Annotated in this window: 13 protein-coding genes; 7 read left to right on the top strand and 6 right to left on the bottom strand. The window is 71.7% G+C overall.

Translation table 11 applies throughout. The annotated features are described in order from the left end of the window. Nucleotides 1–115: 115 nt before the first annotated feature. Complete coding sequence (locus tag ACIQWR_RS34250; protein WP_404017810.1) at nt 116–943, top strand: ferritin-like domain-containing protein; 828 nt, start codon at nt 116–118, stop codon at nt 941–943. Here the strand turns inward: ACIQWR_RS34250 and corA are convergent. After that, nucleotides 921–1,913, bottom strand: a complete 993-nt coding sequence (corA, locus tag ACIQWR_RS34245) for a magnesium/cobalt transporter CorA (protein ID WP_404017807.1) — start codon at nt 1,911–1,913, stop codon at nt 921–923. The genes ACIQWR_RS34250 and corA overlap by 23 nt on opposite strands. Before the next feature lie 54 nt (nt 1,914–1,967). Between corA and ACIQWR_RS34240 the strand changes: the two genes are divergently transcribed. From ACIQWR_RS34240 to ACIQWR_RS34220, 5 genes are all read left to right on the top strand, one after another. After that, nucleotides 1,968–2,702: a histidine phosphatase family protein gene (locus ACIQWR_RS34240; RefSeq protein ID WP_404017804.1), complete on the top strand. Its 735-nt coding sequence runs from the start codon at nt 1,968–1,970 to the stop codon at nt 2,700–2,702. 94 nt (nt 2,703–2,796) lie between these two features. Next, nucleotides 2,797–3,387 (top strand): DUF3090 domain-containing protein, encoded by a 591-nt coding sequence (locus ACIQWR_RS34235; RefSeq protein ID WP_404017801.1) that lies wholly within the window; start codon nt 2,797–2,799, stop codon nt 3,385–3,387. Between the two features lie 5 nt (nt 3,388–3,392). After that, complete coding sequence (locus ACIQWR_RS34230) at nt 3,393–4,298, top strand: SCO1664 family protein (protein WP_404018086.1); 906 nt, start codon at nt 3,393–3,395, stop codon at nt 4,296–4,298. A 132-nt stretch (nt 4,299–4,430) separates the two neighbouring features. After that, complete coding sequence (gene mshC, locus ACIQWR_RS34225) at nt 4,431–5,660, top strand: cysteine--1-D-myo-inosityl 2-amino-2-deoxy-alpha-D-glucopyranoside ligase (protein WP_404017798.1); 1,230 nt, start codon at nt 4,431–4,433, stop codon at nt 5,658–5,660. 360 nt (nt 5,661–6,020) lie between these two features. Next, nucleotides 6,021–6,926, top strand: coding sequence for an NADP-dependent oxidoreductase (locus tag ACIQWR_RS34220; protein WP_404017797.1), 906 nt, complete (start codon nt 6,021–6,023; stop codon nt 6,924–6,926). Nucleotides 6,927–6,943: 17 nt separating this feature from the next. Here ACIQWR_RS34220 and ACIQWR_RS34215 read toward each other — a convergent pair whose 3' ends face one another. From ACIQWR_RS34215 to ACIQWR_RS34195, 5 genes are all read right to left on the bottom strand, one after another. Continuing rightward, the gene (locus ACIQWR_RS34215) at nt 6,944–7,945 is read right to left on the bottom strand and encodes a PAC2 family protein (protein ID WP_404017794.1); all 1,002 of its coding nucleotides are present in this window, start codon (nt 7,943–7,945) and stop codon (nt 6,944–6,946) included. A 123-nt stretch (nt 7,946–8,068) separates the two neighbouring features. Continuing rightward, nucleotides 8,069–9,676: an FAD-dependent oxidoreductase gene (locus tag ACIQWR_RS34210; protein ID WP_404017791.1), complete on the bottom strand. Its 1,608-nt coding sequence runs from the start codon at nt 9,674–9,676 to the stop codon at nt 8,069–8,071. 40 nt (nt 9,677–9,716) lie between these two features. Next, the gene (gene glpK / locus ACIQWR_RS34205) at nt 9,717–11,243 is read right to left on the bottom strand and encodes a glycerol kinase GlpK (protein ID WP_404017788.1); all 1,527 of its coding nucleotides are present in this window, start codon (nt 11,241–11,243) and stop codon (nt 9,717–9,719) included. A 77-nt stretch (nt 11,244–11,320) separates the two neighbouring features. Continuing rightward, on the bottom strand, nt 11,321–12,103 hold the full coding sequence (locus ACIQWR_RS34200) for an MIP/aquaporin family protein (protein WP_404017786.1): 783 nt from the start codon (nt 12,101–12,103) through the stop codon (nt 11,321–11,323). A gap of 320 nt (nt 12,104–12,423) precedes the next feature. After that, complete coding sequence (locus tag ACIQWR_RS34195; protein ID WP_404017784.1) at nt 12,424–13,191, bottom strand: IclR family transcriptional regulator; 768 nt, start codon at nt 13,189–13,191, stop codon at nt 12,424–12,426. A 251-nt stretch (nt 13,192–13,442) separates the two neighbouring features. Between ACIQWR_RS34195 and ACIQWR_RS34190 the strand changes: the two genes are divergently transcribed. Then, the coding region (locus ACIQWR_RS34190; protein ID WP_404017783.1) for a homocysteine S-methyltransferase family protein at nt 13,443–13,987 on the top strand (545 nt) is incomplete at its 3' end.

Genomic DNA, 13,987 nt, shown 5'->3' with positions numbered 1-13,987 from the left:
CGCCGGGGGCCCGGTGGGTTACGCCCCCGGGCCTACCCCTTCGGGCTACCTACGGTTGCCCGCACCCGGGATCGGGACTTGAGTGAAGTCCCGCTTCCCCGGAGGTGTCCGTCCCATGCTCTCTGCCCGCAGCCTGTTCCGGGAGATCCTCGAACACGACGACTCCTTCCAGCTGTTCTGTTCCATCGCCGCCAGCGGGGAGTCCCAGGGCGGCTGGGAGAACGCGCGGATCGCGGCGCTGGTGCCCGACGGCATGCGCACCCTCGCGCCCCGGATCGTGCGGCACGGCGCCGACGAGGACAAACACGGGCGGATCTTCCACGCCCTGCTGCGCCACCGGGGACTGCACGCCGTCACCGTCCCGGCCGACACCGACTACACGATGAAGCTGGAGCGGCTCGGCATCGGGCTCGCCCACGAGAAGCTGCGCCGCGCCGAACCGCTGACCGAGCGCGACATCGTCGTCTACCTCGCCCACAGCCGGGTCACCGAACAGCGCGCCGCCGACCAGATGAAGCTGCTCGTGCGCCACTTCGGCGACCACCCCGAGATCGGCCGGGCCGTGCGGATGATCAGCGCCGACGAGGACAACCACCTCGCCTACTGCCACGAGGAACTCCTGCGCCTCGCCGCCGCCGGCCACGGACACACCATCCAGCGGGTACTGCGGCAGAGCGCCCTGGCCGAGATCACCGTCTACCGCGACGTCAGCCTCGCCGTGATGGCCCACATGGGCCGCCTGCTGCGCTGGCCCGCGGCCAAGTCCGCCGCGCTCGCCGCCGGGATCCGCTCCGTCCACGCCTACGAGCGCTTCGCCGGCTGGCACCGCATGGTGGACCTGCGGATGCCGGAGCACCGAGACGCCCTCGGCGCCGACAGCGGCCCCGGCGGCGCGGGCCGGACCCAGCCGGTGGTGGTCCCTACAGCCAGCCCCGCCGCTTGAACATCCGGTGCAGACCCACGCACAGCAGCGCCATCACGATCAGCACGCCCGGATAGCCCCACGCGTGCGTCAGCTCCGGCATGTGCTCGAAGTTCATGCCGTAGATCCCCGCGACCATCGTGGGCACCGCCGCCATCGCCGCCCACGCCGAGATCTTGCGCATGTCGTCGTTCTGCCGGACGCCCATCTGCGCCAGGTGCGCCGCCAGCGCGTCCGAGAGCAGCCGGTCCAGGCCCTCGATGTACTCGTTCGCCTTCGTCAGGTGGTCGGAGACGTCCCGGAAGAAGGGCCGCGAGTGGTCGTGCACGAACGGCACGTTCCCCGAGGCCAGCCGGTCCATCGGCTGGAGCAGCGGGCTGGTCGCCCGCCGGAACTCCAGCACCTGCCGCTTGAAGCCGTAGATCCGCGCCGCCGTGTTCTTCGCGTCCGAGGGGTTCGGCGAGAACACCTCGGCCTCCAGCTCCTCCAGGTCCGCCTGGAGCTCCGCCGCCACGTCGATGTAGTGGTCCACCACCGCGTCGGCCACCGCGTACAGCACCGCGGTGGGCCCGTGCTTGAGCACGTCCGGTTCCTGTTCCAGCCGGCGCCGCACGGCGGTCAGCGCGGCCCCCTCGCCGTGCCGCACCGTCACGACGAACGAGTCGCCGATGAAGACCATCAGCTCGCCCGTGGTCACCGTGTCCGTGGCCTCGTCGTACAGGACCGGCTTGAGGACGACGAAGAGCGAGTCGTCGTAGACCTCCAACTTCGGCCGTTGGTGCGCCGTGAGGGCGTCCTCGACGGCGAGCGCGTGCAGTCCGAACTCCTGGCTGACGTGCTCGAACTCCTTCGCCGACGGCTCGTGCATGCCGACCCACAGGAAGGCGTCGCCGGCGGCCCTGGCCTCGGCCAGGGCGTCCGAGAAGTCCTCGGGTCCATCGGTACGGCGGCCGTCCCGGTAAATCGCGCAGTCCACAATCACCCGGGGCATTCTTCCCTGCCCCGGCCCCGGCCGCACACCACGCCGACCGCTTACCCTGTCCGCATGGCCACGCTGATCCTCGTACGACACGGGCGGTCCACCGCCAACACCGCAGGGCTGCTCGCCGGATGGACCCCCGGCGTCGAGCTGGACGAGCGCGGCGCCGAACAGGCCGCCGCGCTGCCCGGTCGCCTCGCGGACCTGCCGCTCGCCGCCGCCGTCACCAGTCCGCTGGAGCGCTGCCGCCAGACCCTGGCGCCGCTGCTCGCCGCCCGGCCGGACCTGCCGCTGCACCCGGACGAGCGGATCGGCGAGTGCCACTACGGCGACTGGTCCGGGCGCAAGCTCTCCGAGCTCTCCGACGAGCCCCTGATGCGGATCGTCCAGCAGCACCCGTCGGCCGCCGCGTTCCCCGGCGGCGAGTCCATGCGCGCCATGCAGGCGCGCGCCGTGGACGCCGTGCGCGAGTGGAACGCGCGCATCGACGAGGAGCACGGCTCCGACGCCGCGTACCTGATGTGTTCGCACGGCGACATCATCAAGTCGCTCGTCGCCGACGCCCTCGGGATGCACCTCGACCTCTTCCAACGCATCCACGTCGACCCCTGTTCGATCACCGCGATCCGCTACACGCCGACCCGCCCCTTCCTGCTCCGGCTCGGCGACACCGGGGAGTTCGGCGGCCTCGGCGCCCGCCCCGCGGCGGATCCCGCCGCGGAGGGTGCGCCGCGGGGCGCGGACAAAGGCGCCGAAGACGGCGGGAACGCCGTCGTGGGAGGCGGCGCGGGCGCTGCGTGATCGAACGGCGCAGTAGGGTGGACTGGCCCCGATACATCAGCACAGACACACGTGCGCAGACCTCCCCCTGCCGCAGAGAAACCGGAGACTGGACGTGCCCCGTCAGGTGTTCCTCTACGACCCGCCGGACCGCTTCGTGGCCGGCACGGTCGGCCTGCCCGGACGCCGAACCTTCTTCCTCCAGGCTTCCACCGGCCCCCGCGTGACCAGCGTGTCCCTGGAGAAGACCCAGGTCGCGGCGCTCGCGGAGCGGATGGACGAGCTGCTGGACGAAGTCGTGCGGCGCACCGGGGGCAATGCCCCGGTACCCGCCGTGGCCTCCGCCGAGGCGGCGGACACGGCCCCCCTCGACGCGCCCGTCGACGAGGAGTTCCGCGTCGGCACCATGGCCCTGGCCTGGGACGGCGAGGAACAGCGCATGATCGTCGAGGCGCAGGCCCTGGTGGAACTCGACGCCGACTCGGACGAGGACCTCGCCGAGGCGGAGGAGCGGTTGCTCCAGGACGAGGAGAACGGCCCGCCCATGCTGCGGGTGCGGCTCTCCGGGGCGCAGGCCCGCGCCTTCGCCAAGCGGGCCCTGGACGTGGTCAACGCGGGACGCCCGCCGTGCCCGCTGTGCAGCCTGCCCCTGGACCCCGAGGGGCACGTCTGTCCGCGCCAGAACGGTTACCGGCGCGGGGCGTGAACGCGATGGGGGACGACGTGACGCGGGAGAACCGGCCTGACGACCAGCAGGACGACCAGCAGGAACGGCCGACCGAGGCGCTCCTCGACGTGCTCGCGCGCGGTGAGCTGACCGTCCGGGGCCGGATCCGCGAGGCGTCCAACGCCGTCCTGCTGTGCACCGTGATCCACGACGGGGTGAGCGTGGACTGCGTCTACAAGCCCGTCAAGGGCGAGCGGCCGCTGTGGGACTTCCCCGACGGCAACCTCGCCCAGCGCGAGCGAGCCGCCTTCCTGGTCTCCGAAGCCACCGGCTGGGGCCTGGTCCCCGCGACCGTGCTGCGCGACGGGCCGTACGGCGAGGGCATGGTCCAGCACTGGATCGAGGCCGAGGAGCCGGCCGAGGACGCCGACGCCCCGGAGGCCGCGGAGTCCGGGGGGCCGGCCGGGGCGAACCTGCTCGCGCTGGTCGACGGCGAGGAAGCGGGGGAGGGCTGGAAGCCCGTCGCCCTCGCCGACGTCGGCGAGGGCCGCACCGCCCTCCTCGTGCACGCCGACGACCCCCGGCTGCGCCGCCTCGCCGTCCTCGACGCCGTGATCAACAACGGCGACCGCAAGGGCGGCCACCTGCTGCCCGCCCCCGACGGCCGGCTCTACGGCATCGACCACGGAGTGAGTTTCCACACCGAGGACAAGCTGCGCACCCTGCTCTGGGGCTGGGCGGGGGAGCCGCTCACCGACGAGGCGCGCGCGGTGCTCGCCTCCCTGACCGCCCTGCTGGCCGAGGGAGCGCCCCTCGCCACCCGACTGGCGGAACTGATCACACCGGTCGAGCTGGACGCCGTACGGGGCCGGGTGGCGGACCTGCTGCGGACCGGAGAGCACCCCCGACCCTCCGGGGAGTGGCCCTCGATCCCCTGGCCGCCCGTCTGACCCCGTCCGCTACCGGGCCTCCGGGCCCGCACGGACGTACGCACACAACCGTCCGGACCGCAAGTGATTCGATCACGCCAAGAGCGCAGGTCCGGTTCGTTTGAGGAACACCCGTCCGGTTAGGCTCGATGCATGCATGCCTGGCCCGCTTCTGAGGTCCCCGCCCTGCCTGGCAAGGGCCGCGACCTCCAGATCCACGACACTTCGACTCAGGGGAAGGTCACCCTTTCCCCCGGTCCCGTCGCCCGTATCTACGTCTGCGGAATCACCCCGTACGACGCGACCCACATGGGTCACGCGGCGACCTACAACGCGTTCGACCTCGTGCAACGCGTGTGGCTCGACACCAAGCGGCAGGTGCACTACGTCCAGAACGTGACCGACGTGGACGATCCGCTCCTGGAGCGGGCCCTGCGCGACGGCCACGACTGGACCGAGCTCGCCGAGCGCGAGACCGCCCTGTTCCGCGAGGACATGACCGCCCTGCGGATGCTCCCGCCGCAGCACTACATCGGCGCCGTCGAGGCCATACCCGGCATCGTGCCGCTCGTGGAGCGACTCCGGGACGCGGGCGCCGCCTACGAACTCGACGGCGACACCTACTTCTCGGTCGAGTCCGACCCGCACTTCGGCGGGGTCTCGCACCTCGACGCCGAGGCGATGCGGCTGCTCTCCGCCGAGCGCGGCGGCGACCCCGAGCGCCCCGGCAAGAAGAACCCGCTCGACCCGATGCTGTGGATGGCCGCCCGCCCGGGCGAGCCGAGCTGGGACGGCGGCTCGCTGGGCCGCGGCCGGCCCGGCTGGCACATCGAGTGCGTCGCCATCGCCCTGGACCACCTGGGCATGGGCTTCGACATCCAGGGCGGCGGGTCCGACCTCGCCTTCCCGCACCACGAGATGGGCGCCTCGCACGCGCAGGCCCTGACGGGCGAGTTCCCGATGGCCAAGGCGTACGTGCACGCGGGCATGGTCGGGCTGAACGGCGAGAAGATGTCGAAGTCCAAGGGCAACCTGGTCTTCGTCTCGGCGCTGCGGCGCTCCGGGGTCGACCCGGCGGCGATCCGCCTGGCCCTGCTCTCGCACCACTACCGGTCCGACTGGGAGTGGACGGACGGCGTCCTCGCCGATGCGGTGGCGCGGCTGGAGCGGTGGCGTGCGGCGGTGTCCCGGCCGGACGGGCTCGCGGCCGACGCGCTGGTGGAGGAGGTCCGGGAGGCGCTCGCGAACGACCTGGACGCGCCCGCCGCGCTGGCGGCCGTGGACCGCTGGGCGGACGCGCAGATCGCCTCCGGCGGCTCCGACGAGGCCGCGCCGGGCCTGGTCTCGCGCACCGTGGACGCCCTGCTGGGCGTGGCCCTCTGACCCTGGCCGGTCCCGACCGGTCGTGACCGTGGCCCCTGTCCCCTTCGGGGGGCGGGGGCCGCGGTGCGTTCAGGGGGCGGGCGCGGCCCCGTGTGCCCACCGGGGGCGCCTCAAACGCCGGCGGGGCTTGATCGGGCCCAGGGCCGGTTGGATCGGCCGTGCCGCACTTCGGGGGTGGTGCACTCGGGTGGGGGCGGGTGTTGGCGATCACCGCGTCTCCCCGGCGCCGCCGTGCCGGAGTCCACGCGGGGGAGTACCTCGCGCACGGAGCTGCTCGACTTGCACCTGACACCGACGTCAGGTTTTAGCGTAGTGGAGGTCACGGCGTACCGAGCCGTTGGGATGGAAGGCAGAAACATCATGCGCGCAGTCCGCTACCACGAGTACGGCGGCACCGAGACCCTCACCGTCGAGGAGGCGCCGGACCCGCGCCCCGGCGCCGGAGAGATCCGCATCCGCGTCGCGGCGGCCGGCGTCAACCCCGTCGACTGGAAGGTGCGCAGCGGAGAGGTACGCGACGTACTCCCCGTGGACCTGCCGGCCATCCCCGGCCGTGACGCCGTCGGCCTGGTGGACATGATCGGGGAGGGCGTGGACGGAGTGGCCGTCGGCGACCGCGTCTTCGGGCTGGGCGGCGTCACGGGAGCGACGGCGGAGCTCGCCGTGCTCTCGGCCTGGGCCCCCGCGCCCGACGCGTGGAACGACGCGGAGGCGGGCGGGGCCGGCCTGGTGGCCGTGACGGCACTGGGCGGGCTCAAGGCGCTCGGACCGCTGGCGGGGCGCACCGTGCTGATCGAAGGCGCCGCCGGCGGTGTCGGCGGCGCGGCGGTCGAGATCGCGGTCGCCATGGGCGCCACCGTGATCGGGACGGCCAGCGAGCGCAACCACGCGTTCCTCGCCTCCCTCGGAGCCCTTCCCACCACCTACGGCACGGGCCTCGCCGCACGCCTCGCCGACCTGGCCCCCGACGGGATCGACCTCGTGCTCGACGCCGCCGGCTCCGGATCCCTCGCGGACCTCGTCGAGATCGCCGGAAGCCCGACCCGCGTCGTGACGGTCGCCGACCACAGGAACGCCGGTCGCCTGGGCGTCCACCTGGTCAACGCGGCGAACGACCCCGCGCTCCTCGCCGAAGCCGCCGGATACGGCGCGCAGGGCCGGTACACGCCCCGCGTCGAACAGACCTACCCCCTGGAAGAGATCGCCCAGGCCCACGCCCACTCCGAGCGCGGACGCGTCCGAGGAAAGATCGTGACCCTCCTCTAGGGGGCCGGTCGCACCCCCTAGGCCTCCGGGGTGTCCGGGGAGGGGTCCTCCGGCGGGGGGTCGGCGGGGTCTTCCGCGGCGGCGTCCGGCTTGCGGCGCGGACCTTTCGGTCGACCGCTCGACGGGTCGCGCAGGTACGAACCGTCCCCGGGGTCGCCCGCCACCGCGGGCCCCGGCCCACCGTCCCGCCGCCGCAGGTACCGCTCGAACTCCCGGGCGATGGCCTCCCCGGAGGCCTCCGGGAGGTCCGCCGTGTCCCGCGCCTCCTCCAGCGTCTGGACGTACTCCGCCACCTCGCTGTCCTCGGCGGCCAGTTGGTCCACCCCCACCTGCCACGCCCGCGCGTCCTCCGGCAGTTCGCCCAGCGGGATGCGGATGTCCAGGAGGTCCTCCAGGCGGTTCAGGAGGGCCAGCGTCGCCTTCGGGTTCGGCGGCTGCGACACGTAGTGCGGCACCGCCGCCCACAGCGAGACGGCCGGAACACCCGCGTGCGTGCAGGCCTCCTGGAGGATCCCGACGATGCCCGTCGGGCCCTCGTACCGGGTCTCCTCCAAGTCCATCGTTCGGGCCAGGTCCGGATCGGACGTCACCCCGCTCACCGGCACCGGCCGGGTGTGCGGGGTGTCCCCGAGCAGCGCGCCCAGGATGACCACCATCTCCACGCCCAGTTCATGGGCGAAGCCGAGGATCTCGTTGCAGAACGACCGCCACCGCATGGACGGTTCGATGCCCCGGACCAGGACCAGGTCGCGCGGCTTGGCGCCGCCCACCCGGACCACGGACAACCGGGTGGTCGGCCAGGTGACCTTGCGCACCCCGTTGTCCAGCCACACCGTCGGACGGTTGACCTGGAAGTCGTAGTAGTCCTCGGCGTCCAGCGCCGCGAACACCTCGCCCTTCCACTCCCGGTCCAGGTGCGTCACCGCACCGGAGGCGGCGTCACCCGCGTCGTTCCAGCCCTCGAACGCGGCCACCATGACCGGGTCGATCAGCTCGGGCACGCCCTCAAGCTCGATCACCCAGGTCTCCTTCCGAAGTTCCTTGCGTACGAGGGCCAGCCTAAGCCTTGGCGGTGTGCCTGCCACAGCCATCGGAAAAGGGGTGGTCCCCGGGACCACCCCTCTTCCCCACCTGCGCGGAAGCTATGCCTTGCGGCTCAGCATCTCCTCGACGCGGGCGCGCACCTCGGCGTTGTCGAGACCGCGCACGGTGACCGTCGTACGGCGGCGCAGGACGTCGTCGACCGTCTCCGCCCACTCGTGGTCACGGGCGTAGGCGACCTGCGCCCAGATCTCCGGGCCGTCCTCGTGGATCCGCTCGGCGAGCGCCGGGTTCTCATTGGCCAGGCGCGCGATGTCGAAGGCCAGCGAGCCGTAGTGGGAGGCCAGGTGGCGCGCGGTCAGCGGGTCCATCCGCGAGCCCGGGTCCCGGTCGATCAGCAGCCGGTGCGCGACCGCGTTGGGGTTGGCGACACCGGGCAGCGGCACCCGGCGCACCAGGGACTTCACCGGCTCCATGTCGTCGGTCAGCGGGCTGCCCGGGAGCTTCGCCAGCTTGTCCATGACCACGCGGCCGATGTGCCGGTACGTCGTCCACTTGCCGCCGGCCACCGACAGCATGCCCGCACGGCCCTCGGAGACCACCGTCTCGCGCTTGGCCTTCTCGACCCCGCCGGGGCCGCCGGGCAGCACCCGCAGGCCCGCGAAGGCGTACGTCATCAGGGAGCGGTCGAGGTCGGCGTCCTTCACGGAGAAGGCCGCCTCGTCGAGGATCTGCTCGATGTCGGACTCGGTGGCGCGCACGTCCGCCGGGTCGCCCTCGTAGACCTCGTCGGTCGTACCGAGCAGCAGCTGGTCCTCCCAGGGGAGGGCGAAGGTGATGCGGTACTTGTCGATCGGGGTGGCCATGGCGGCCTTCCACGGCGACTTGCGCTTCATCACGATGTGCGCGCCCTTGGAGAGGCGGATCGACGGCATCGAGTGCTTGTCCTCCATGCGCCGCAGGTGGTCCACCCACGGGCCGGTGGCGTTGAGCACGACGCGCGCGTCGACCCCGAACTCGGTTCCGTCGAGGCGGTCCTTGAGCTCGGCGCCGGAGACCCGGCCCTGCGTCATGCGCAGGCCCGTGACCTCGGCGTGGTTGAGGACGACCGCGCCCGACTCGACGGCCGCGCGGACCGTCATGACGGCGACGCGGGAGTCGTTCATCTGGTGGTCGTAGTAGACCGCGACGGCCTTGAGGTTGTCGGTCTTCAGACCCGGGTTGTCGGCGGCGGCGCGGGCCGGGGATATGACCTTGCCGATGCCGTCGCCGAAGCCCGAGAGGGCCGAGTACGCGAAGACGCCCGCGCCCAGCTTCGCGGCGCCGACCGGGCCGCCCTTGTACACGGGGAGGTAGAAGGTCAGCGGGTTGACCAGGTGCGGGGCCACGTCCTTGGCCAGTACCCGGCGCTCGTGGTGGTTCTCCGCGACCAGCTTGACCGCGCCGGTCTGCAGGTAGCGCAGCCCGCCGTGGACGAGCTTGGAGGAGGCCGAGGAGGTGGCGCCGGCGAAGTCGCCGGCGTCCACCATGGCGACCCGCAGACCCGACTGCGCGGCGTGCCAGGCCACCGAGGTGCCCAGGATTCCGCCGCCGATGACGAGCAGGTCGTACGTGGCCTTGGCCAGCTGCTCGCGGGTCTCGGCCCGGCTCGCGTTCGAACCGGCGGTCGGGTGCGTTCCCAGCGAGGGAACGCTCTGCAGGGTGCTCATATCTCTCTTAGCTCCTCGTCGATTGACTCAGCTGGTGCGGTCAGCTGGCGTCTTCGTCGTCGACCCAGCCCATGGAACGCTCCACGGCCTTGAGCCAGCTCTTGTACTCGCGGTCCCGCTGGTCGGCGGGCATGCGCGGGGTCCACTCCGCCGCGCGGCGCCAGTTGGCGCGCAGGGCGTCGGTGTCGGGCCAGAAACCGACGGCCAGGCCGGCGGCGTAGGCGGCGCCGAGGCAGGTGGTCTCGGCGACCATCGGGCGCACCACGGGGGCGTCCACGAAGTCGGAGAGGGTCTGCATCAGCAGGTTGTTGGAGGTCATGCCGCCGTCGACCTTGAGGGCCGCCAGCTCGACGCCGGAGTCCTTGGTCATGGCGTCGGTGATCTCGCGGGTCTGCCAGGCGGTGGCCTCCAGGACGGCACGGGCGATGTGCGCCTTGGTGACGTACCGGGTGAGGCCGGCGATCACACCGCGGGCGTCGGAGCGCCAGTACGGGGCGAACAGACCGGAGAAGGCGGGGACGAAGTAGGCGCCGCCGTTGTCCTCGACCGAGGACGCGAGGGTCTCGATCTCGGCCGCGGTCTTGATCATGCCCATCTGGTCGCGCATCCACTGGACGAGCGAGCCGGTGACGGCGATGGAGCCCTCCAGCGCGTAGACCGGCTTCTGGTCGCCGATCTGGTAGCCGACCGTGGTCAGCAGGCCGCTGTAGGAGTTGATGATCTTGTCGCCGGTGTTCATGAGCATGAACGTGCCGGTGCCGTACGTCGACTTCGCCTCGCCCTCGGCGAAACAGGTCTGGCCGAAGAGGGCGGCCTGCTGGTCACCGAGCGCCGAGGCGACCGGGACACCGGCGAGGACGCCGTCCTTGACGTGGCCGTAGACCTCGGCGGAGGACTTGATCTCGGGGAGGATGTCGAGGGGGACCTCCATCGACTCCGCGATCTTGGCGTCCCACTCCAGGGAGTGCAGGTTCATCAGCATGGTGCGCGAGGCGTTGGTGACGTCGGTGACGTGCACGCCGCCCTCGGCGCCGCCGGTGAGGTTCCAGATGACCCAGGAGTCCATCGTGCCGAAGAGGATGTCCCCGGCCGCGGCGCGCTCGCGCAGGCCCTCGACGTTGTCGAGCAGCCAGCGGGCCTTCGGGCCGGCGAAGTAGCTCGCCAGCGGGAGGCCGGTCTCACGGCGGAAGCGGTCCTGGCCGACGTTGCGGCCGAGCTCCTTGCACAGGGCGTCGGTGCGGGTGTCCTGCCAGACCAGCGCGTTGTGCACGGGCTGGCCGGTGTGGCGGTCCCACAGCACGGTGGTCTCGCGCTGGTTGGTGATGCCGACGGCCTTGACGTCGGCCGAGGTGATCTCGGCCTTGGCGATGGCGCTCGCCACGACTTCCTGGACGTTGGTCCAGATCTCCATGGCGTCGTGCTCGACCCAGCCCGGCTTCGGGAAGATCTGCTCGTGCTCCTTCTGGTCGACGGCGACGATGCGCCCGTCGCGGTCGAAGACGATGCAGCGGGAGGAGGTGGTGCCCTGGTCGATCGCGGCGATGAAGGGGCCGGTGCTGCTGGTCATGGTGGCTGCTCCTGGCAGGTCTGTGAGTAGGCGGAATCAGGGGGCGGTGCGGATCGTGCGCAACGTGCCGGTACTGATCAGGCGAACGCGAGGTTGTACAGACCGCCGGCGAGGGCGGCGCCGGCGAGCGGGCCTACCACCGGGATCCAGGAGTACCCCCAGTCCGAACCGCCCTTGTTGGGCAGCGGGAGCAGGGCGTGCACGATGCGCGGACCGAGGTCGCGCACCGGGTTGATCGCGTAACCGGTCGGCCCGCCCAGCGAGAGGCCGATGCCGACGACCACGAAGGAGGTGATCAGGACGCCGATGACGCCGAGGCCCTTGCCGTCGTCCTGGAGGCCCTGGGTCAGGATGGCCAGGACCAGGACGGCCGTGCCGATGATCTCGGTGGTGAGGTTCTGGACGACATTACGGATCTCGGGGCCCGTGGAGAAGACACCGAGCACCGGACCGGCCTGGTCGTGCGGGTGCGGGTCCTCGGGACCCAGCTTGGCGTCGCGGATGTGCTCCGGGTCGGCGAGGTGGACGCGGAACTGGCCGTAGTACGTCGCCCACATCAGCACGGCGCCGAGCATGGCGCCGAGCAGCTGGCCGGCGAAGTACACCGGTACGTCGTTCCAGTCGCCGCTCTTGATGGCGAGGCCGACGGTGACCGCCGGGTTCAGGTGGGCACCCGAGAGCGGGGCGGACACGTAGGCGGCGATCAGGACGGCGAAGCCCCAGCCGAACGTGATCGCCAGCCAGCCCGCGTTGCGGGCCTTGGAGCTCTTGAGCGTCACGGCGGCGCAGACGCCTCCGCCGAGCAGGGTGAGCAGGGCGGTACCGATGGTCTCGCCGATGAAGATGTCGGAGCTGGACACCCGCGACTCCTTTGTCAAAAACGTCCATGGGGTGGGCGGAACACCGGGTCCCTCCGGTGGTCCCACGCACTCGGTGAGTGCTGCACCGGTTCCTTGGCCTTGCCACACCCTAACGCGTATTGCCGTTAGGTGTTCGACAATGCCGACCGGTGAACGGCAGTTTTCCGCCCAGGTGGAGAACGCGTCAAGGGTTGGCCAGGCCAAAGTGCAGGATCGTTACCAGTAGGTACGATCGCCCAAATCCAGCCATCCCATGGTCAGGAACCGGCCGAAAAGGGCATGGAACGGCCAGGGAAGGGCCCCTGGCTGAGAAGGGAAGGTCAGAACCGGCCCGCGCCGAGATCGCGCGAAACCGCACGCGCGCAGTCGCGCACCGCCGCCACCAGCGCCGGACGCGGCTCCCCGGACTCGCCGCAGACCCGCTCCACGGCGCCCGAGACCGCCACCGCGCCCACGGGCATCCGGCGCCGGTCGTGGATCGGCGCGGCCACCGAGGCCAGGCCGTCCCAGGTCTCCTCGACGTCGGAGCCCCAGCCGCGCGCCCGGGTCAGGTCCAGCACCTCTTCGAAGCCGGCCGGGTCCGTGACCGTACGGGGTGTGAACGACTCCCGCTCGGCCTCCGCGGCCTGGCTGTGCGCCACCGGGTCGTACGCCGACAGCACCTTGCCCAGGGCCGTGGAGTGCAACGGCTGCATGGCCCCCACCTCCAGCACCTGGCGGCTGTCGTCGGGGCGGAAGACGTGGTGCATGATCAGCACCCCGCTCTTGTGGAGCACCCCCACGTACACGCTCTCGCCGCTCGCCCGGGCCAGATCGTCCGTCCAGACCAGCGCGCGGGCGCGCAGCTCGTGCACGTCCAGATAGCTGTTGCCCAGGCGCAGCAGCTCCGCCCCCAGCTGGTAGCGGCCCGACACCGGGTCCTGCTCCACGAAGCCCTCGGCCTGGAGGGTCCGCAGGATGCCGTGGGCGGTGCCCTTGGCCAGCCCCAGCGAGGAGGCCACGTCCGACAGGCCGTAGCGGCGCTCGCCCCCCGCCAGGAGTCGCAGCATCGCAGCGGCTCGCTCGAGCGACTGGATGTTCCGTGCCATCGGGCTGCCTCCTGCTGACGTGGTTCGACAATGCTGAACAGTATCGGTCGATGCCGACTCCGCGCATGGTGGGGAAACTGTTCGAGCCACGGCGAACCGGCCAGACCCGGTGAACCCCCGCGCACAGAATGCAGTCCGCCACGTGGGACACCCTCACCGGGGCCGGTCCCTCGCGGTTACCCTGACCGCGTGCACCCTTGACACAGAGGGGGTGCAAAGCCGACAGCCGTCGCATCCCAGGGAGCTCAACCATGGCCTCGTTGCCGAACCCGCCCGCCGCCGACACACAGACCCGTGCCGACGCCCTCCGGCAGGCGCTGGCCACCCGCGTGGTGGTCGCGGACGGCGCGATGGGGACGATGCTCCAGGCCCAGGACCCGACGATGGAGGACTTCGAGCAGCTGGAAGGCTGCAACGAGGTCCTGAACGTGACGCGCCCCGACATCGTGCGCACGGTCCACGAGGCCTACTTCTCCGTCGGCGTCGACTGCGTCGAGACGAACACCTTCGGCACGAACCTCTCCGCCCTGGTCGAGTACGACATCCCGCACCGCAACTTCGAGCTCTCCGAGGCGGGTGCGCGGATCGCGCGCGAGGTCGCGGACGAGTTCACGGCCTCGACCGGCCAGCAGCGCTGGGTGCTGGGCTCCATGGGCCCCGGCACCAAGCTGCCGACCCTGAACCACATCCGCTACGACGCGATCCGGGACGCCTACCAGGTCAATGCGGAGGGTCTGCTGAGCGGTGGCGCGGACGCGCTGTTGGTGGAGACGACGCAGGACCTGCTCCAGACGAA

The organism is Streptomyces sp. NPDC098789 (assembly GCF_044759975.1).
Taxonomy (GTDB): Bacteria; Actinomycetota; Actinomycetes; order Streptomycetales; family Streptomycetaceae; genus Streptomyces.
This window is presented reverse-complemented; position numbering and strand designations above follow the sequence as displayed.

Bases quoted from the DNA above. Each gene is read 5' to 3' on its own strand.
- ACIQWR_RS34250 (WP_404017810.1), top strand. From the start codon at position 116: ATGCTCTCTGCCCGCAGCCTGTTCCGGGAGATCCTCGAACACGACGAC.
- ACIQWR_RS34210 (WP_404017791.1), bottom strand. From the start codon at position 9,676: ATGAGCACCCTGCAGAGCGTTCCCTCGCTGGGAACGCACCCGACCGCC.
- ACIQWR_RS34195 (WP_404017784.1), bottom strand. From the start codon at position 13,191: ATGGCACGGAACATCCAGTCGCTCGAGCGAGCCGCTGCGATGCTGCGA.
- ACIQWR_RS34220 (WP_404017797.1), top strand. From the start codon at position 6,021: ATGCGCGCAGTCCGCTACCACGAGTACGGCGGCACCGAGACCCTCACC.
- ACIQWR_RS34240 (WP_404017804.1), top strand. From the start codon at position 1,968: ATGGCCACGCTGATCCTCGTACGACACGGGCGGTCCACCGCCAACACC.
- ACIQWR_RS34230 (WP_404018086.1), top strand. From the start codon at position 3,393: ATGGGGGACGACGTGACGCGGGAGAACCGGCCTGACGACCAGCAGGAC.
- mshC (WP_404017798.1), top strand. From the start codon at position 4,431: ATGCATGCCTGGCCCGCTTCTGAGGTCCCCGCCCTGCCTGGCAAGGGC.
- corA (WP_404017807.1), bottom strand. From the start codon at position 1,913: ATGCCCCGGGTGATTGTGGACTGCGCGATTTACCGGGACGGCCGCCGT.
- glpK (WP_404017788.1), bottom strand. From the start codon at position 11,243: ATGACCAGCAGCACCGGCCCCTTCATCGCCGCGATCGACCAGGGCACC.